The sequence below is a fragment of the Virgibacillus oceani genome (genome assembly GCF_041521345.1).
Lineage (GTDB): Bacteria > Bacillota > Bacilli > Bacillales > Amphibacillaceae > Virgibacillus_N > Virgibacillus_N oceani_A.
Genome location: NZ_JBGOHB010000013.1, coordinates 72271 through 91144, shown reverse-complemented (window position 1 = coordinate 91144; position 18874 = coordinate 72271). Strand labels below are relative to the sequence as shown.

The window sequence follows — 18874 nt, the reverse complement described above, 5'->3', positions numbered from 1 at the left end:
AAATCTACTGGAGGAATGAATCATGCAATTCCCTTCTAAAAAAGACGGCTGGATTACCGGCCTTTTATGGGGAGTCTCAATGGCCGGTGTTCTTATACCAGCTATAGTAGGCAATCCGCTATCCTCGGTTGTCATATTGCCATTGGCCGTATTTCTTTTATGGTTTTGGTTTAAAACAGATTATAGAATTATGGACAACAAAATAAAGATACGATATGGTCCTATACGGCAAACGGTTCCAATTGAGGACATCAGAAGCATCAGAAAAATGAAGAGCAGATTTGCTGCTGCACCGGCATTATCCTCAGATCGGATTCAAATTGATTACAGTAAATACGACCTCGTTAGAATTTCACCGGAAAATGAGGAAAAATTCATAAAGATGCTGCTTGAGATTAATCCGGATATTTTAGTGGATCAGCACCTAAAAAAACTTAAAAAAGAGACAGTGGATAAGAAGTAATAATCTAAGCATTTTTGAATAAACAGAATGATATGAGATAAACTGCGAAAATAACACGAAAGTAACAAAAGAAATTACGGTGGGGTATATTAAAAGATATGCCTTACTTTTATTTATTTTCTAGTTTACATAATATTTATTATAGGAACCAAATTTAAATCCGTATCATAAACCAAGTGTACTTATGATAGTGAGATGAAACAAAAATCATACCCTAAATTTGATGATTTTTCACAGTGGTTATTGATCATATATTTAAGTTTAAAGCTGCAGAGGATTAAAAAATTTAAGTAAGCATCCTCCAAAAGAGAACTTGTTTCCTGATACATGTAAGCATTTTATTAAGCTCAATATTAATGTTCTTTAATGTTATTTGCACATTTTCTTTATCTAATTTAATAAATAACTTTCTCTGGTTTTAGCTTTAAAAAACCCAGAAAACTCCAGTCTGGTATGTTAATTATCGTTAAATGACACACACTGAAATTTATTTCATTATACATTGTGAATGAATTCACTAATATCACTATTGTCTATGAGCGTTTCTGCAGATCCGATTGCTCTTGTTTGAAATTACGCAAATACAAAAAGCAAGCGTAATCGCTTGCTTTCTTACTTTTTGTATTCTACTTTTTTCAATGGTTTTTTAGCGGGGCCTTCAATTACATCACCAGTATAAGAAAACCTTGATCCGTGACAAGGACAATCCCAGGTCCGGTCACCGGAATTCCATTCGACTTCACAACCCATGTGGGTGCAAGTCGTATCAACCATATGAAGTTTACTGTTCTGATCCTTGTAGACACCGGTTCGTTTGCCCTTTACTCTAGTTACTGTAGCATCATCATCAGATAGATCCTGAACACGTTCTTTCGTATTATCAAATTTTCCTTTAATCATATGTTTTGCTGAATCTGCATTTATTTTCATAAACTTTCGCAAAGATGGATCCGCATGAAATCTGGATGGTGTAAACAAATCTTCGTATGGACTGGATTTATCAACTATCAAATCACTGATTACTTTTGCTGCAATGGTACCGTTTGTCATCCCCCATTTTCTGAAACCTGTTGCAACAAAAATATTTTCTTCACTTTTCGTGATCGGACCAATATATGGAAGTTTATCCATTGTAGTGAGATCTTGTGCTGACCAGCGATAAGAGAATTCTTCGATGGGAATATGTTTTTTTGTAAATGCATGTAGTGCATTATAATTTTCGATCATCGATTTTCCCTGACCTGTTTTATGGTTTTCTCCTCCTATCAGCCACAAATCATCGCCATTTATTGATGTTGTTCTGATGGATCGTGAGGGCGATTCTGCATTGATATACATGCCTCCAGGAAATTCTTTTGATGATTTTACCGCAATGATATAGGAACGTTCCGGGTGCATTCTTGCAAAATAAAAACTGTGCCGGTCGTAAAATGGGAAATGTGATGCTGAAATAATATAACTGCAGTTAATTCGATGTCCATCCTCTGTTAAAATGGACGGGTGTTTATTGTATTCAACGTCAAGCGCAGTCGTATTTTCATAAATTTGTACACCAAGTTTCACACATTCTTTTGCTAAAGCACTTAAATATTTCAAAGGATGAAATTGAGCCTGATTTTCCATCATAAGCGCTGATTTTATCGGTATATCCAGTGGCATTTGATCCATTACTTTCCCGGAAATGTTTAACTTATCATATGCTTTTTCTTCTTTCTCCAATTGATCCATATAGTTGTCGGAATTTGTATAAATATATGCATCTTCATTCGAAAAATCTGCATCAATGGAATGGTGTTCTATTAATTTTTGAATTAATTTACCTGCTTCCTTCCCTGCTTCATAATATAACCGGGCTTTCTCCATTCCAAAATGCTGAATGAATTCATCATAGATAAGTCCATGCTGTGCAGTAATTTTTGCTGTGGTGTGGCCAGTTGTTCCGTTTGAAATTTGACTGGCATCGATCAGTGCTACTTTCACATTTTGTTTAGCTAATAGATAAGCTGCAGTTATTCCGGTAATACCGCCACCTACTATTCCAACATCTGCCTTGATAGATTGATCCAGCTTAGGGAAACTTTCCAAGTTTACTGAATCCTGCCAATAAGACTGGGGAAACTGGGACATTTGATCTTTAGTCAAATATTTCTCCTCCTTTACCACTTTATTGTAAAGTTTTCCCTTTCTGGTACCACTTTATTGTAAAGTTTTCCCTTTCTGGCTAAAAATATGTCTAAAAATAAAAAATGCCACATTTTTTTGTGACAGTAATCATCCTGTTAATCTTCATCTCCATTAAACAGTGTATTTTCTTCTCCCTGATTGTGAATTCCCTTGATAACAAGCCATGCATGAAATTGATTTAAAATTTCTTTTGTAACTTTATTTTCTGCTTCTAACTGTTCTTTAATGTTTCCTATAATAATCCGAAAAAGATCGTGATCCCTGGATAACATATGTACGTCTCTTTCAAGTTCCGGTTTTTTTCCAGGAGTTCTTTATAAAAGCTTTCATCTTCGGTCGACCTCCACTTGGACAGCCGCGTGGTTCATATTCAGGCTATCAGGCCTCGTTGATGGATAATACGTCGCCTGGGTTTCCCAGGCAATAATTCCATCCTTAACGTGGACCTTCCAGCTGCATGAACCGGTACAGTTAACACCATGTGTAGTGCGAACCGTTTTATCATGCTACCACCTTCTGCTGTAATGCCTTTCCGTTTTTGTACGGTCTTCAGGAAATCTTTTATATTGCTCATTCAGCTTTTCTGCTTTTGCAAAGTACGATAAACGCTTCCACAAAGGCGTAGATTGCTTACTCTTATTGCACCTCCAACGAAATGACAGGTTTATAGTTAATATTAGAAAAATCTAAAATGTTAATTAGTGGTAAGAATAACATGTATAGATTACCTGTACAAATAATTAAGTGATTTATATCATACTTTTATGCCGACGCTTACTTTATTCAGCTTGCCCAAAAAACGAGTTAATTATTGACAATTTTTTTCAGAAAATGTTTGACTCATTCTATCGTATTTATTTGGATGAGGCAGATATAAACTTGTATAATATAAAAAGCCGCTAAACCTATGCAGGCAGCGACTTTTATAGTTATTGCTCTTCAAAAAATTTACGGTTTAATTCAATGTACTTCGTTTCTTCTTCCGGTACTTCATCTTCCATGTAAATAGCCTCTACAGGGCAAACTGCTTCACAAGCCCCGCAATCTATACAAATATCCGGATCAATATAAAACATATCTTTTCCTTCTTCTATACAATCAACAGGGCAAACTTCCACACATTCCCCTGATTTCTCTTCTATACACGGTGAAGTGATTATAAATGCCATTCGCCTTCCTCCTCAGTAGTATGATTATTATCTATGTCAGTTACTACCAGTATACCGTATTTCTCTTGAAAAAAAAATAAACTTAATAAAAAAGCTTGTCCATCAAGTAAATCATTCATTTTTCTGTGCTGATTATCTTAGAGATTACTATTCCGCCCAAGAACGAGGGAAATGAATAGAGGTCACGGTAAGAAGTGGAGATATGTTATGGTATTATGGTCAATTATTTGGTCTCCCCTTCATATTGATTGAGGATTCCAATCCTGGCATCTTAATAGAATAATTAACCATAGGTCAAAAAATTAAGATTCCCGGTTATGTCCCTGAACCTTATACGATCCAGCCAAATGACACTTTATGGACTATTTCCATTACAAATAACGTCCCTTTGGATAGCCATTAAATCAACAAATTGACACGCTCCAATTGCAATTAAACGAACAAATCTATTTGCCTCAAAAAGTGAACGATCTCATTATCTCGGATGCTAATTATTACACTTATGAAACGATGCTGTCAGACTTGGAAAAATTAGCTTCAGTGTATCCGTTTATTACGCAGCAGGTAATCGGTAAATCTGTGATGGGTAAAGAAATTATAGATTTGCAGATTGGCAGGGGTTCTGAAAAAAATGTACACGTAAATGGTTCTTTTCATACAAATGAGTGGATCACCCCCCTGTGCTTATCGTTTTATAAATGGGGTACAGCCAACATTTTAACGAAAATATACGCTAAGACAATATTTGGAATAGAAAAGCCGAATCTCCCTACTCTAAGGAGATCCGGCTTTTCTTATATTCATTGAAGGTAAAGGCTGTAGACCGGCCTTACTATTGGATTTGAATGTGTATTTCCCTAGGAAATTAATATGCTCCCCACGCAAGAGGTGATACATGAGCTAACATAGTGTGGGGGAGGTTAGTCATTTCCCATTTGTACTAAACAGTTGCCCCTAATGGCAACTGTTTAGTGCTATATAATTTTATATTTCATCTTCTAGGTTTTCTATAAAAAAATTAAGTTCGTTTAAGATTCCCATCGTTAAGGCAGGATTATCGATTTCCTTTTCTAAGTATTTTATTACATTTGTTACTTCCAAATTCAATGGAAAAAGCTGCCATTAAGGCAGCTTTTAAATTTCTAAACTTAATTCTTATTATACAGATAGGTAAGAGTTTGAAGTTATCGCTCCCTTTTCCCCCTGTTAGCACCGTACGTGTGACTTTCATCGCATACGGCTCCCCAACTAATCCAATTCTATTTAATCACCAACACTTCTGATATCTTAACATTTTCCACCTTCCTATTATTGTTCGCTCTGCAGCTGTTCAATAACATGCTCAGTAGCTTTTTCGATTAACGCATCATCAAAATCTGCATCTGTTGTATCACGACTGGAAAGGATAGCAATAACAATTGGCTCTTTCTGATTAGGAGGCCATATCACAGCGACATCATTTCTTGTGCCGTAACCCCCTGCTCCGCTCTTATCTCCTACTTTCCAGTCTTCCGGAACTCCAGCGCGAATCAACGTATCTCCAGCTTCATTTCCTGTTATCCAATCAGTCAGCAAATCTCGCTTGTCCTCAGGAAGCAAATCACTTAGTACATATTTTTGCAGACTTTCAGCAAGTGCCTGTGGGGTGCTCGTATCTTGAGTATCTCCCGGTACTGCTTCATTTAAATCTGGCTCTATTCGATCTACTTCTATTGTTTCATCACCAATTTCTCTTAATATTTCTTCCAGTCCATCTGGTCCTCCTAGCTCTTCCAATAAAAGATTTCCTGCTGTATTATCACTGTAGCGAATAGCAGCTTCCATGATTTCTTTTAGTTCCATCCCATCATCTACATGGTTCTCCGTCACAGGAGAGTACGTTATTAAATCATCTTTAGAATAAGTGATTACCTTCTCCAATTCCTCCATTGGTTTTGTTTGTAAAATGGCTCCTGCTGCTAAGACCTTAAAAGTAGATGCATAGGCAAATCTTTCATCTGAACGATAGGTAACTGTCTGATCAGATTCTGTATCAATAGCATACACCCCAAGCCTTGCATCAAATTCATCTTCCAGTTCTTTAAAAATTTCCTCGCTTTGAGGTGCCTGTTCTGGAACTTCAGAACTTTCATCACTGTTCTCCACCTCATTAGAGCAGCCTGCTAATCCTATCACGATAATAAATAACAATAAGGATAATAACCTCTTATTAAAAATATCTTGAAAATGTATCATTTAAAATCCTCCTAATTTTTTTGACTACAACCGTAATACAATACTACATATGTAGTCTAAATATGTCAATTCCAATTTTTACCTTTATTCTCAGAAGATTGATAACTTCGCTTTAGAGTGCTAGAATTTAATGTATTACAAATGTAATTCAAAATAACTTTCGGTAAAAAGTTTATACCGCAATGAAGAATGGAGACGAAAAGCATGTTTATTACGACGCTTATTACTGGTTTCATCATTTCTTCCATTACAGTTGGGTATATTTTGCTTATTAAAAAGCTATTCCAAAAGCAATTATCTGCTAAATGGCAATATAATCTATGGTATCTATTGCTTGTTGCTTTAGCCATTCCATTTATACCTGCCCGCTTCATTCCTGCAGGCAATCTATTCAATGCATTTACGGGCAGTCAGTCTATAGAAGGTAGTCCCGATTCCATAAATAACACGGCGTTCGGAACCGGGGGGACAAACGCAAATTGGATGCAGGATTTTTCCGTAACGGTTACCCAGACAAATACGGAGCTGTTAAATGAGATTGTCGCTGGAATATGGATTGCTGGTGCTCTCGTGTTCACCGGGCTTTCTATACATGCATGGCTGAAATTAAAAGGAATTAAAAGGTCTATTTCTCAAGTGAAAAATAAAGACATCCTTGACCTTTTCAAAATATCTAAACAACAGTTAAATATCTCAAAAAATATAATATTGGGCGTTTCAGATGAAGTACGTTCGCCTCTGACATTCGGGTTACGTAAAACCTTTGTTATATTACCGGCGAATTTTGAAGAATGGTTATCTAAAGATAACATCAAACATATCTTCTTACATGAATTAAACCATTATAAATATAAGGATATCCCTACCAACTATTTGATGGTTTTCTTTCAAATCATCTACTGGTTCAATCCTTTAGTTTGGATTGCATTTAAAGAAATGCGCCTGGACCGTGAGATTGCATGTGATTACGCTGTATTAACCTCTTTGGATGACCAAAGCTATAAGAAATATGGAAGTACAATCATTCATTTTATCGATAAATCACCCAGTCACAAGTACAATAAACTGGCAAATCAATTAAATGGATCTAAAAAGCAAATAAAGAAACGGATTATAGAAATTGCCTCCTTTAAAGCAGACTCTAAATTATTGCATGCCAAAAGCATTGGAATTTTCTTGCTGGTCGGAATATTTGTAGTCACACAGATTCCGCTTGCTTCTGTGATGGCAAATGACAATAATCGTTATACATCTTTTAACCATGAACAGACAAACGAAGAAGATCTCAGTGCCTATTTTCAAAATTACGATGGCAGTTTTGTTCTATATGACATGCAGGAAGATGCTTATCATATCTATGATAAAGATAAGAGCACGTTGAGAGTTTCTCCTGATTCTACCTATAAAATCTATAGTGCATTATTCGGATTAGAGGATAACATCATAACACCGGAACAGAATACCATCGAATGGGATGGGACCGAACATCCTTATGACCAATGGAATGAAGATCAAAATTTAGAAACTGCTTTAAATCGTTCTGTTAATTGGTATTTCAAGCAGTTGGATCAGAAAATGGGTCTAGATAGCATTCAATCCAATCTAAACCTAATCCATTATGGAAACCAGGATGTTTCTGGAGGTCTTGAACAATACTGGCTGGAATCTACTTTGAAAATTTCACCAGTGGAACAGGTGGAGCTATTACAGTCACTCTATAACAATAGTTTTGACTTTCAGGAAGCCCACATTGCGGCTGTCAAAAATGCATTGCAAATGGAAGAAAAGAACGGCGCTACACTCTATGGAAAAACGGGAACAGGTAATGTGAATGGCAAGGATATAAACGGCTGGTTTATTGGTTTTGTCGAAACAGAAACAAACACGTATTTCTTTGCAACCAATATTCAAGATGAGGATAATGCCTCTGGAAGTGTAGCAACAGAAATAACCTCAGCCATTTTAAATGATAAGCAAATTTATGAGGAATAAAACCGGGGTGAGACACATGACGAAAAAAGTACCCAGCATTTCTGAAGCAGAATGGGAAGTAATGAATGTACTGTGGCAAAAGTGGCCGCAAACAGCAAATGACGTGATTACCTCCTTGCAGGGGCAAAAAGATTGGAAAGCCAAGACCATACGCACACTTTTAGACCGATTGGTGCAAAAAGGCGTTGTCCATGTCGATAAAGAGCATCGGGTGTATACTTTCTATCCTCTTTATTCCCAGGATGATTGCCAGCGCGCAGAAGCAGAATCCTTCATTAAACGAATATATGGCGGTACTGTAAAATCAATGCTTGTCCAGTTTATTGAAGAAGATTCTTTATCCGAGGAAGATATTGAGGAATTAAAATCGATTTTAGATGAAAAACCGAAAAAGAAAAAATAACCTTTAATAAAATGTTCGCCACTTTATCCTTGCTCCCCTGTTAGAAGTGGGGGGTTATTCCTTTATGTATTATTCGGTTTTTAAAGGCAGGTTTTCTCTCTACGCTGCCGCTAGCGACTGCCGTCGCCAACGAGAGGGAACCTGCCTTTTATCTGCTCATGTTATAATTACAATGATGGATAGGAAAGGGATCCCCCCACCATTTCCTGTTGTACAGGGTTAGAACTCTCAAAACTTTGGTTGAGGTGTTGAGGGTTCTTTTTCTTTGGTGAAAAGTTTCTCCCGCCATTAAACATTTAATTTCTTTATTGGAATTATTACCGTTACCTAAACGAGAATTATCTGATTTGCTAATTTGGACTAAATTAGTAATTTGATTGTTGGACTATTATGGTCGATGTGATGGATGACGGTTCCTTGTTTCAAAGATTCTAATTCATGATGAGTAATGCGAACATTAGATTTAATTAAAAGACTTATTTGATAATAACCAAAACTCCTCCGGAATCCGAAGAGATTGTAAATGATACGAAAGAGTAAGCGGCTATCTTCCTGTCCAATACGTTGATAGTTTCGCAGGGTATAAAGATTGGTTCATACAGGATTTCAGGAGACCCGGATTTACTGTTGAACTCGGCAGCGGTGTTAACCCGCTGCCTGTAGAGCAATTTCCGGAGATGTATGAAAAAAGCTTAGGGATCCTGCTTGCCAATTTATATTTGAATTAAATTTAGAAAAAAGCAGACGGAGAAATAATACCCCGTCTGCTTTTTACAGTTTTCTTTTATATGCTTATTTTATTCAAAGTATTCTTTCAGGAATCCGCCTATCCGGTTACTGTTATCCACAATAAAATAAAACGCATCGGTTTCATTTTTTACATCATACGTTTTACCTGGAGTTAATTTTCTGTTCACAATAAACTTTTTTGCATCTGCATGTACACATTTAATCTGTTTAATGCTTTCCCTGTTTTCCCAATTGAGATGAATCACGCCTTAACCCCCTCTATTCCTTGAAAAGATATAAATGTTTTCCGTAGCCTTCTTTTTCCATATCTTCTTTTGCGATAAAGCGCATGGCAGCAGAGTTCATGCAATAACGCAATCCTCCTGCTTCTTTTGGCCCATCCTCAAATACATGTCCTAAATGCGAATCGGCATTTTTGCTCCTGACTTCTGTCCTGACCATTCCGTGCGTAGTATCCATATTTTCGACTAATTGATAATTATCGACCGGTTTGGTAAAGCTTGGCCACCCACAGCCTGCATCATACTGCTCACGGGAAGAGAAAAGAACATCCCCTGAGATGATATCCACATAGATTCCTTCTTTTTCATTATCCCAATATTCATTTTGATAAGGTCGTTCCGTTCCGTTTTCCTGTGTTACATGGTATTGCATCGGTGTTAACTTCTTTTTTAAATCTGCTTTGTTAACGGGTTTTTGCCAATTTTCTTTAATAAAGTCTTCTCTTCCGGATCCTTTCTTATACAGACGATAATGAAAAGCTTGTTTTTTGTAATAATCCTGATGTTCTTCCTCAGCTTCGTAGAAAGGTTTAGCAGGAAGGATTTTTGTTACAATCGGTTTTGAAAATTTTTTGCTTTCTTCCAGTTCCTGCTTGGAAGCTTCTGCAACCTTCCGCTGCTCTTCATCATGATAAAATATCGCTGTTTCGTACGATTCTCCTCTATCATTAAATTGACCGCCCGGATCAGTCGGATCGATTTGCTGCCAGAATGTTTCTACAAGCTGTTTGTAAGACATAATCTCCGGGTCATAAGTAATCTGCACTGCTTCTACATGTCCTGTTGCATTGGAAGCGACCTGTTCATATGTCGGATTTTCGATATCTCCGCCTGTATATCCTGAAACTATTTTTATAATACCCGGCCGCTCGTCAAATGGTTCTACCATACACCAAAAGCAGCCGCCTGCAAATGTAGCTTTTTCTATATTTGAAGCCATTTCTGCACCTCCAATAGTATAAATTAATACTACTTCTATTTTTTCTTTTATTGTATAAAAAATCAAGTGTGGCGACTTATTTTATATATATAGCTTCGGAAGAGACTGCCCATTTCCGCTATGTGCACGTTTTCCCCTCCTTCCATTTCGTTCCTCTTCCCCACTTTCTTCACTGCTCTCCCAGTCAATAGACTCAAAAGACTCAATTTCTAAGTCATCTGTGGATTCTTTGGAACTTTCCTCTGATTTGTCACCAGAGTCCATATCCTTAAATGCCTTCATCATTTTATACATAGCAGGCAGATTTTTTACCATTGGGCCGTATTCCTGGACAAGGGGGGCACCAGACTGCACTAAATTTAATACTTGCTGTACATTATTTAATGCACCGGACAGTCCTCCTCCCCCTGGGGTGGCAACTCCGGCAGCAGACTGAGAGTTCAATAAACGTGATAAAATCCCCGGTGTGTTATTTGCCTGGGGCATGGTATTCATTGTTCTTCCAGGCATCATAAAATTGCTTGGAGGACGCATTTGGTTAGGCATGACATTACCTGGACGCTGGTTTGGGAAAAACATGTATATCTCCGCCTTTGCATATATTAGTCTGGATTATTGTACGTATTTTATCAGAAATTGTGTAGGCTGTTGTAAAGCAAAATCGTTTTTAATAGTGATTAAATATATTAGGAAATACTATTTCCCGGGAAACCGCAGGAATTTACAATTGGTTTGCTATTTCGGGCAAAATATAGCGAAAAATACAGAATGAAAACATTTCGTGTAGAAATAGGCTTCCTCCCCAGGGTTGCTGCTGAGCATATTAGCACGAATGGAAGAAAATCACATTGAATAAAGAACGCATGTTCCGGTATAATAATTTAGAGGTGAGGAAAATAGTACAGGACAGAGGAAATATAAAATGGTCGACGCTCATGCTCCCGGAGCATGCAGAATTGCTTAAAGAACTGTGGGCAGAAGATAAAAAAGCAGTGAAACCGATATTGGATCCACAGGAAATAGAAAATATGAATCATCAACTTGAGGAAGCTTATGTGCATCAGCATGCCGTTACCTTATCTATTTATGAAAAAGGAATTGAAATGGATTACGCCGGAAAAATAAAAAACATGGATAAAGAAAGGAAATGTATAATATTAAAAAGGAAATATAACGGGGAAATAAAAATAAACTTTGATTCTGTTATCGGGTTTACAATAAATTAATGGCGCCCTTGCAAGAGCACCATTAATCAGTTTCTTTATAGATTTCCCATAGTTCATCAAATACAGTCAGTGCACCTGGAAACGGGCTGTTCGTTTCCAGGTATCTGCTGATTTCGTCATACTCAGCTGAATGCTTTGGAAAGTCGAATGATTTATATGCCCAGTCAGCAAGGCGACTTTCATCATTTGGTTTGAGTTTCCCCCGATAAGTCATTAAAAAATGGTAAAATGAACGCAAAGCTTACACCTCTTAGTCTTCCATGAAATTCCGATGTTTTTCCTCTTTTTTGCGTGCAACAAGTTTTGATAAGTATATACTTGCCTCATATAAAACGAGCAATGGTACTGCAATAATAAGCGGTAATATTAAATCCGGCGGCGTGACCATGGTACTAATGACAATTAAAATAAAATAGGCGTATTTTCTTTTTCTTCGCATAAATTCCGGAGATAAAAGCCCAAGACTCGTCAAGAACATCGATATCACCGGTATTTCAAACAATATAGCAAATGGCAATGTCACCCGGAGTACAAATTTAAAATATTTTTCCGTAGTGAACATTTCGTTAAACATCCCTTCACTGATACTGAGCAGGAAAGGCAAGATCAGTTCTACAAACATAAAATAGCCAAATACAAAACCACTCACAAATAATAAAAAGATTGCCGGAATGTACGGTATGCTTGCTTTTCTTTCTTTCGGGGTCAGTCCCGGTTTAATAAATGCCCATATTTGGTAGGAAAGAAGCGGCAAAGTAGCTGTAATAGCCACCAGTCCGGCCATCATAAAATAAAGCCAAACTGCTTCTCCAGGACTGAGAATGGTTAGCTGAAAGTCCAAATCTTTAATGAAGAAATTATATATATCCTCGACAAAAATAAAACCGGTAATAAAAAATGCAACAAAGAAAACAGCGGTCACAATCAGCCTATTTCTCAGCTCGGAAAGATGTCCGACAAGATTCATTTCTTTGTCATTATATTCTGTTTCATGCTTAGCCATTATTTCACCTCTTGCAGCCTTGGACGACTATCTGATAAACATAAAAGAAGATGCAAGGCTATATACCTTACACCTTCACTTCACCCTATAAATATTCATTTTTCATCCTTTGAGGAAGCGTTATCTGATGATATATCTTTTGTAGCATTTTTAAACTCTTTCAAGGACCCCCCAAAAGCTTTGCCAATCTCCGGCAATTTAGAAGGGCCGAATATAATCAGTGCAATGATAAGTATTAAAATTAACCCCGGGATACCAATACTGCTTAACATTTCATTCACTCCCAAAGATTTATTTGGCAGGTACAGGTTATTGTGTTCTCTTTACAAAAGACTTTCCCGCCTGCATAAGTAAACTGCGAAAACCTTTATTTTTCTAATCCTTATTTTCATTTGTAGCTATTTCTTTTACTTCATTTACTTCATCTTTCACATCACCGGTTAAGTCATTTGCAGACTTTTTGAATTCCCTTAACGTCTGACCTGCAGCTTTACCGATTTCTGGTAATTTGGACGGACCAAATATAACTAATGCAACGATTAATATTAAAATCAAACCTGGAACACCGATACTGGCCATGATTTCACCTTCTTTAAGTTATAGACTTTATTAAGGTAGCAATTATTTAAAACAACAAAAAACAAACGAATCTTCATAGCATATTATACTTCCTTCCATTAGAAACATCAATAGTTTAACATGTAATTCACTAATTGGACAAATCATACAATAACTTTGCTTGTTCATAGTCGGACGGTGTATTCATATTGAAAAAATGCTGCTGTAAAACTTCAGTCGAGATCATGGCAAAATCATCGACATAGTTTACGTGAATGTTTTTAAAAAAACTTTTCACTTTTAGCTCATCTTTATCCAGCTGCTGCTGTACAGCTTTTAAAACAGACCGCCGATATATTCCCGATAGCGGATGAGTTTGCTCATTGAAAACAGGTACAACTGCTTCATAATCGTGGAGGCGTGACAAGAGATACTTATAGACCTCTCTTTTAATAAGCGGCGTATCACAGGCAGAGACAACATAAGCATCTGCTTTCTTATGAAAAAAAGCTGTTTCCAGTCCGGCTAATGGCCCTTTTCCCGGGAATCGGTCACTGACAATATTACTGGTAAGAAATGAATATGCTGAAGGCTCATTTGCAACTATTACCAGATCATCTGTACAGCTTGTTAATTCATCATGTATATGCTGAATCACTTTTTTATTTTCTATAGATAACAAAGATTTATTCTTTCCCATTCTGGATGATTTTCCTCCAGACAGAATTACTCCGGTAACAGTCATAAAAACTCCTTGATTTATTATTTTCGATCATATTGCAAAAAGTAATAATCATAAGGGTTTTTTTCATCCGTCTCCCCTTTTTCCCTTGAAGTTAAATGCCAGTCCTCATTGGAAAAATCAGGGAAAAAGGTGTCCCCTTCAAAGGGTTCATCAATCCATGTAATATACATTCTGTCGGCATAAGGCATTACTTGCGAGAAAATGTTTCCTCCGCCGATCACAAAAAACTCCTTTTCCGGTTCCCTCCTGTTCAAATCCATTACAGTGGATACATCAGAAATAACTTTCACTTCTTCCGGAAGATTAATTCCTTGCTTTGTTAAAACTACATGCTCTCGTTTTGGCAGAACCCTGCCAATGGATTCAAAAGTTTTTCTTCCCATAATAATCGTTCCGCCAGTAGTTTTTTCTTTAAAAAAACGTAAATCCTTTGGAAGATGCCATGGCAAATCATTTTTGTACCCTATTACACGGTTTCGATCCATTGCTACTAATAATGATATCAAATTTATCCCCCCTGTTTAAACAGCTATTGGTGCTTTGATAGATGGATGTGGATTATAGTCAATCAGTTCAAAGTCAGATAAATCAAAATTGAATATGGAATTTTTATCTTCGTTGATTTTTAGTTTTGGAAATTCCCGTTTTTCTCTTGCCAGTTGCGTATTAACTTGTTCAATATGATTTGAATAGATATGAGCGTCTCCTAGTGTATGCACGAATTCTCCGACTTCCAGGCTGCATTCATGGGCGATCAGTTGAGTCAGTAATGCGTAACTTGCAATATTAAACGGCACTCCCAGGAAAACGTCAGCACTCCGCTGGTACAATTGACAAGATAATTTTCCTTCAGCAACATAGAATTGAAATAATGTATGACATGGGGGGAGTGCCATGGACGGGATATCTTCGGGATTCCAGGCAGAGACAATATGGCGCCGAGAATCAGGTGTTGTGCGAATAGATTCAATTACCCCCTTTAGCTGATCGATCGTATCATTTTGGGATGTTTTCCACTTTCTCCATTGCTCTCCGTAGACTGCACCCAGTTCACCATATTTATAAGCAAATGCTTGATCACTCAGTATTTTATCTTTAAATTTGTTCATTTGTTCTTCGTATTGCTTTTTAAATGCCGAATCCCGCTGACTGCGATTTCCAAAATCGGTCATATCAGGTCCTCCATAATCAACGCTTTTTACCCAACGTTCAAATGCCCATTCATTCCATATATTATTATTATGTTCAAGTAAATAACGTATATTGGTATCCCCTTTGATAAACCAGAGAAGTTCACTTGCAACTAGCCGGAACGGAACTTTTTTAGTAGTTAATAAAGGAAACCCATCGCTTAAATCAAAACGCATTTGATGACCAAATACAGAATATGTCCCAGTGTTTGTCCGATCTTCTTTTTTTGTACCCTCATCTATAATATGTTTGCATAAATCCAAATAAGCCTGTTCACCTTTAATCATAGCGCTGCCTCCAAATATCATAGTTCATTTACTATTATTGTAACATAAAGAACTCATGATAGTATTGTATTGAATTGTAATGTAACCGTAATTCATAAGTAGCGATGTTTCTCATAAAACTTTATAGACAGCTAAAAAGGAAGGGGATTTTTGCATGATTAACGGTACAGTAGAGCAAGTAGTAAAAAAATCTGTTTTATACAGCTATGTGCTGAGTCAGCCCCTTATGTTTTACGTCGATGCATACCCTGAATTGCAGAATGAAATATTATTGGAAACAGAACAGCTTCAGTACGGTGAACACGGGGAATCGGTTAAGATTCTGCAGCATAAATTAAAAAAATTATCCTACTATGATGATGAGATAGATGGAGATTTTGGGCTATTCACGGAACATGCGCTAAAAAAAGTACAAACCGAACACCATATAGCATCTTACGGCCAGGCTGATGAAGATACCATTGGCGCCATCATAAAAATGGAAAAGGAAAGGTATCTGAATCAAGTGGAGCAGCTATCCGAATCTATTTATCCCGGGATGCACGGGGAAGATGTGAAGATTGTGCAGGAGGCATTGCAATATTTTGGCTATTATAAAGGGGAATTAGATGGCATTTATGGCCCGCTTACAAAGCAAGCCCTTGAAATTGCCGAGGAAGAACATGGCATAGAATTATCTGAGGAGATTACCCAAGAAGCGCTAACTGCTTTATATGAATCAGATCAGGATGAAAGCCCGGAAACATCCGAGAATTTGAATGGAAATGCGGAAATTAATCAAGAAAATGAAGAAGCAAAAAATACGAAGAACGAAAAAGATAAGCAGGAAAAAGAAATAAAAAAAGTGAAAGTTGAAGCTTCTCATACGGATGCTGTAGTGAATGAAGCCCGGGCAATGATTGGGTCTCCCTATACCTGGGGGGGCACAGCTCCCAGTGGCTTTGATTGCAGCGGATTTATTCAATATATATTTCAATCACAAAATGTAACGATCCCCAGAACGGTAAGTGAAGTATGGAATTTTGCCCAGCCGGTGGAATCCCCTTCTGTAGGTGATCTTGTTTTCTTTGAAACATATAAGCCTGGACCCTCCCATATGGGTATTTATATAGGCAATGGAGAGTTTATTCATGCCGGAGAATCAAATGGTGTTGAAATCAGTAAATTAAGCAATTCTTACTGGGAACCAAGATACTTAGGCGCAAAACGAATTTTACAGTAATAGTCGCCTTAAGCAGTCTACATGTCATCTAAAGCTGTTTCATAAACTTTATATATTTGTAAATACTAATCCTACAGCATAGAAAAGGTGGGATTAGATGACTGGTTTAGTAGTAAAGTTACTTGTTACTCCAATTGGAATCATCCTGGCTTCCTGGATTTTTCCGAATGTCAATTTTGGAGGCTGGTATCAGCCAATTATTATTGGTGCAGGATTAGCTTTTATTGGTTTTGCAATGGAACTTGCCATACTAAAAGAAAATACAAACTGGCTGAGCACTTTTATTGATTGGGGTGTCTCGGCTATCGTGATTTATTTTGGGGCTATGTTTTTCGTGAATACCTCCGTAACATTTTGGGGTGCAGTTTTAACCGGAGCACTTCTCGCTGTAACTGAAATATTTCAGCATAATTGGCTGTTAAACAGTGATCGAGCACATAAAAAATCGGTTAGTGAGTAGCATCAAAAAAGAACCATCGTATTGAAAGGGATACCGAATGGTTCTTTTTTGATGCTTTTTTAACTTTCTAAAATAACCCTTGCACTTTTCCTTCGTTTGTAACATCCATATTTAATGCAGCAGGTTTTTTTGGTAAGCCCGGCATGGTCATTACATCTCCCGTCAATACAACGATAAACCCTGCACCGATTGATGGGCGCAGTTCCCTTATGCTGATGGTGAAATCATTCGGACGTCCCAGAAGGGTCGGATCGTCAGACAGGGAGTATTGCGTTTTTGCCATACAAATCGAAAGCTTCCCCCACCCCTGCTTTTCATAAAATATTATTTGTTTTTTGGCTTTTGACGATAATTCAATGTCATTTGCTCCATAAACGGTTTGGGCTATTTTTCTGATTTTGGATTCTAGTGACTCATCTATATCATACAAATAGCGGAAATCTTTATCAGGAGAATCTGCTTTATCAATTATTTTTTTCGCTAATTGGACACCGCCCTCTCCCCCATTTGCCCAAACATCAGTTAATGCTACTTCTATATTTCTGGACGCGCACCAAGTTTCAATGAAATTTGTTTCCGCCTCGGTATCAGTAGGAAATTTATTAATAGCTACTACGAACGGCAGGCCAAATGTTTCAACCGTCTCAATATGTTTTTTTAAGTTTTCCATACCTGCTTTTAATGCTTCTACATTCTCTTCTTTCAACTGGTCTTTTGCAACTCCGCCGTGCATTTTTAAAGCGCGGACAGTTGCTACGATAACAACAGCATCTGTTTCAAACCCGCCTGCCCGGGACTTGATATTGAGAAACTTTTCGGCACCGAGATCAGCTCCAAAGCCTGCTTCTGTGACGACGTACTCCCCTAGTTTGGCCGCAGTTTTTGTTGCTATAATACTATTGCAGCCGTGTGCAATATTGGCAAATGGGCCACCATGAATGATGGCCGGCGTGTTTTCCGTTGTTTGCACCAGGTTTGGCTTCATGGCATCCTTCAGCAGTAATGTGAGTGCTCCTTCCACTTTCAGGTCTTTGACGGTAACCGGCTCTTCTTCATGCGTATAACCGACGACAATATTGGAAAGCCTTACTTTTAAATCATCCAGGCTCATAGCCAAACATAAAATGGCCATGATTTCCGAGGCTACCGTAATATTAAAGCCTTCTTCTCTTGGAACACCACGTAAAGGACCTCCCAGGCCAACGACAATTTGCCTTAAAGCCCGGTCATTCATGTCCATTACCCGTTTCCATTCAATCCTTCGGGAGTCAATATTTAATTCATTACCCCGGTGAATATGGTTATCAATCATGGCGGAGAGCGCATTATTTGCTGCTGTAATTGCATGCAAGTCTCCAGTAAAGTGCAGATTAATATCTTCCATCGGCAGTACTTGTGAATAACCTCCTCCTGCTGCGCCCCCTTTCAATCCCATTACAGGGCCTAAGGAAGGTTCACGAAGCGCAATAACGGTTTTTTTGCCAATTTTATTTAATGCCTGACCAAGACCGACAGTAACCGTCGACTTCCCTTCCCCTGCAGGTGTCGGATTAATGGAAGTAACCAATATTACTTTTCCATCCGGTTTATCCTGAAGTCTATGTAACAATTTATCAGACAGTTTTGCCTTTGTATGACCGTACGGCTCCCAATCATCCTTGGATAATTGAAGATCTGAGACAATCTCACCAATCGGTTTTAATTGTGCCTCTTGCGCTATATCGATATCTGTTTTCATATAGGATGCCCCTTCCCCTTTTTAACT

The 18874-nt window shown here is 37.6% G+C and carries 23 protein-coding genes and 2 pseudogenes; 8 read left to right on the top strand and 17 right to left on the bottom strand.

Annotated features, from left to right (window positions below):
* The first annotated feature begins 22 nt into the window (after positions 1-22).
* Positions 23-463: a PH domain-containing protein gene (locus tag ACDX78_RS11470; RefSeq protein WP_486027979.1), complete on the top strand. Its 441-nt coding sequence runs from the start codon at positions 23-25 to the stop codon at positions 461-463.
* Between the two features lie 612 nt (positions 464-1075).
* Here ACDX78_RS11470 and ACDX78_RS11465 read toward each other — a convergent pair.
* The 4 genes and pseudogenes from ACDX78_RS11465 to ACDX78_RS11450 all read right to left on the bottom strand — a co-directional run bounded on the left by ACDX78_RS11465 (position 1076) and on the right by ACDX78_RS11450 (position 3816).
* The gene (locus tag ACDX78_RS11465; protein ID WP_486027977.1) at positions 1076-2605 is read right to left on the bottom strand and encodes an FAD-dependent oxidoreductase; all 1530 of its coding nucleotides are present in this window, start codon (positions 2603-2605) and stop codon (positions 1076-1078) included.
* Between the two features lie 137 nt (positions 2606-2742).
* Positions 2743-2919: a hypothetical protein gene (locus ACDX78_RS11460; protein ID WP_486027975.1), complete on the bottom strand. Its 177-nt coding sequence runs from the start codon at positions 2917-2919 to the stop codon at positions 2743-2745.
* A 70-nt stretch (positions 2920-2989) separates the two neighbouring features.
* Positions 2990-3225 (bottom strand): annotated as a pseudogene (locus tag ACDX78_RS11455) (hypothetical protein); the annotation flags it as partial.
* A 351-nt stretch (positions 3226-3576) separates the two neighbouring features.
* On the bottom strand, positions 3577-3816 hold the full coding sequence (locus tag ACDX78_RS11450; protein WP_486027973.1) for a ferredoxin family protein: 240 nt from the start codon (positions 3814-3816) through the stop codon (positions 3577-3579).
* 522 nt (positions 3817-4338) lie between these two features.
* Here ACDX78_RS11450 and ACDX78_RS11445 point away from each other — a divergent pair.
* Complete coding sequence (locus ACDX78_RS11445) at positions 4339-4623, top strand: M14 family zinc carboxypeptidase (RefSeq protein WP_486027971.1); 285 nt, start codon at positions 4339-4341, stop codon at positions 4621-4623.
* 247 nt (positions 4624-4870) lie between these two features.
* Here ACDX78_RS11445 and ACDX78_RS11440 read toward each other — a convergent pair whose 3' ends face one another.
* Positions 4871-5047 (bottom strand): hypothetical protein, encoded by a 177-nt coding sequence (locus ACDX78_RS11440; RefSeq protein ID WP_486027969.1) that lies wholly within the window; start codon positions 5045-5047, stop codon positions 4871-4873.
* 77 nt (positions 5048-5124) lie between these two features.
* Positions 5125-6051 (bottom strand): class A beta-lactamase, encoded by a 927-nt coding sequence (gene bla, locus ACDX78_RS11435; RefSeq protein WP_486027968.1) that lies wholly within the window; start codon positions 6049-6051, stop codon positions 5125-5127.
* A 204-nt stretch (positions 6052-6255) separates the two neighbouring features.
* Between bla and ACDX78_RS11430 the strand changes: the two genes are divergently transcribed.
* From ACDX78_RS11430 to ACDX78_RS11420, 3 genes and pseudogenes are all read left to right on the top strand, one after another.
* Positions 6256-8043, top strand: a complete 1788-nt coding sequence (locus ACDX78_RS11430; protein WP_486027967.1) for a BlaR1 family beta-lactam sensor/signal transducer — start codon at positions 6256-6258, stop codon at positions 8041-8043.
* A gap of 16 nt (positions 8044-8059) precedes the next feature.
* Positions 8060-8446, top strand: coding sequence for a penicillinase repressor BlaI (gene blaI / locus ACDX78_RS11425; RefSeq protein ID WP_486027965.1), 387 nt, complete (start codon positions 8060-8062; stop codon positions 8444-8446).
* A 498-nt stretch (positions 8447-8944) separates the two neighbouring features.
* Positions 8945-9174 (top strand): annotated as a pseudogene (locus tag ACDX78_RS11420) (peptidase M14); the annotation flags it as partial.
* A 69-nt stretch (positions 9175-9243) separates the two neighbouring features.
* Here the strand turns inward: ACDX78_RS11420 and ACDX78_RS11415 are convergent.
* From ACDX78_RS11415 to vrrA, 3 genes are all read right to left on the bottom strand, one after another.
* Entirely contained in the window at positions 9244-9441 is a 198-nt protein-coding gene (locus ACDX78_RS11415) for a DUF6501 family protein (protein WP_486027963.1), read from the bottom strand.
* A gap of 13 nt (positions 9442-9454) precedes the next feature.
* Entirely contained in the window at positions 9455-10417 is a 963-nt protein-coding gene (gene msrA, locus ACDX78_RS11410; RefSeq protein ID WP_486027961.1) for a peptide-methionine (S)-S-oxide reductase MsrA, read from the bottom strand.
* Positions 10418-10498: 81 nt separating this feature from the next.
* Complete coding sequence (vrrA, locus tag ACDX78_RS11405; RefSeq protein WP_486027959.1) at positions 10499-10996, bottom strand: VrrA/YqfQ family protein; 498 nt, start codon at positions 10994-10996, stop codon at positions 10499-10501.
* 269 nt (positions 10997-11265) lie between these two features.
* Here vrrA and ACDX78_RS11400 point away from each other — a divergent pair, with 269 nt between their 5' ends.
* On the top strand, positions 11266-11643 hold the full coding sequence (locus ACDX78_RS11400) for a YolD-like family protein (protein WP_486027957.1): 378 nt from the start codon (positions 11266-11268) through the stop codon (positions 11641-11643).
* 22 nt (positions 11644-11665) lie between these two features.
* Here the strand turns inward: ACDX78_RS11400 and ACDX78_RS11395 are convergent, their stop codons facing one another.
* The 7 genes from ACDX78_RS11395 to ACDX78_RS11365 all read right to left on the bottom strand — a co-directional run bounded on the left by ACDX78_RS11395 (position 11666) and on the right by ACDX78_RS11365 (position 15427).
* Positions 11666-11881, bottom strand: coding sequence for a YozE family protein (locus ACDX78_RS11395; RefSeq protein WP_486027956.1), 216 nt, complete (start codon positions 11879-11881; stop codon positions 11666-11668).
* A 12-nt stretch (positions 11882-11893) separates the two neighbouring features.
* Positions 11894-12646, bottom strand: coding sequence for a twin-arginine translocase subunit TatC (tatC, locus tag ACDX78_RS11390; RefSeq protein ID WP_486027954.1), 753 nt, complete (start codon positions 12644-12646; stop codon positions 11894-11896).
* Positions 12647-12741: 95 nt separating this feature from the next.
* Positions 12742-12918, bottom strand: a complete 177-nt coding sequence (gene tatA, locus ACDX78_RS11385; protein WP_486027952.1) for a twin-arginine translocase TatA/TatE family subunit — start codon at positions 12916-12918, stop codon at positions 12742-12744.
* 103 nt (positions 12919-13021) lie between these two features.
* On the bottom strand, positions 13022-13225 hold the full coding sequence (locus ACDX78_RS11380; protein ID WP_486027950.1) for a twin-arginine translocase TatA/TatE family subunit: 204 nt from the start codon (positions 13223-13225) through the stop codon (positions 13022-13024).
* 130 nt (positions 13226-13355) lie between these two features.
* Positions 13356-13949, bottom strand: coding sequence for a molybdenum cofactor guanylyltransferase (mobA, locus tag ACDX78_RS11375; RefSeq protein ID WP_486027948.1), 594 nt, complete (start codon positions 13947-13949; stop codon positions 13356-13358).
* A gap of 17 nt (positions 13950-13966) precedes the next feature.
* Positions 13967-14455, bottom strand: coding sequence for a dihydrofolate reductase (locus tag ACDX78_RS11370; RefSeq protein WP_486027946.1), 489 nt, complete (start codon positions 14453-14455; stop codon positions 13967-13969).
* Positions 14456-14470: 15 nt separating this feature from the next.
* The gene (locus ACDX78_RS11365) at positions 14471-15427 is read right to left on the bottom strand and encodes a thymidylate synthase (protein ID WP_486027944.1); all 957 of its coding nucleotides are present in this window, start codon (positions 15425-15427) and stop codon (positions 14471-14473) included.
* 154 nt (positions 15428-15581) lie between these two features.
* Between ACDX78_RS11365 and ACDX78_RS11360 the strand changes: the two genes are divergently transcribed.
* Both ACDX78_RS11360 and ACDX78_RS11355 read left to right on the top strand, forming a co-directional pair.
* Positions 15582-16649 carry a C40 family peptidase gene (locus tag ACDX78_RS11360; protein WP_486027942.1) on the top strand — a complete coding sequence of 356 codons (1068 nt, stop codon included), beginning with the start codon at positions 15582-15584 and terminating at the stop codon, positions 16647-16649.
* Between the two features lie 97 nt (positions 16650-16746).
* Entirely contained in the window at positions 16747-17109 is a 363-nt protein-coding gene (locus ACDX78_RS11355; protein ID WP_486027940.1) for a DUF2512 family protein, read from the top strand.
* A gap of 67 nt (positions 17110-17176) precedes the next feature.
* Here ACDX78_RS11355 and ACDX78_RS11350 read toward each other — a convergent pair whose 3' ends face one another.
* Positions 17177-18847, bottom strand: a complete 1671-nt coding sequence (locus ACDX78_RS11350) for a formate--tetrahydrofolate ligase (RefSeq protein ID WP_486027938.1) — start codon at positions 18845-18847, stop codon at positions 17177-17179.
* Positions 18848-18874: the final 27 nt, after the last annotated feature.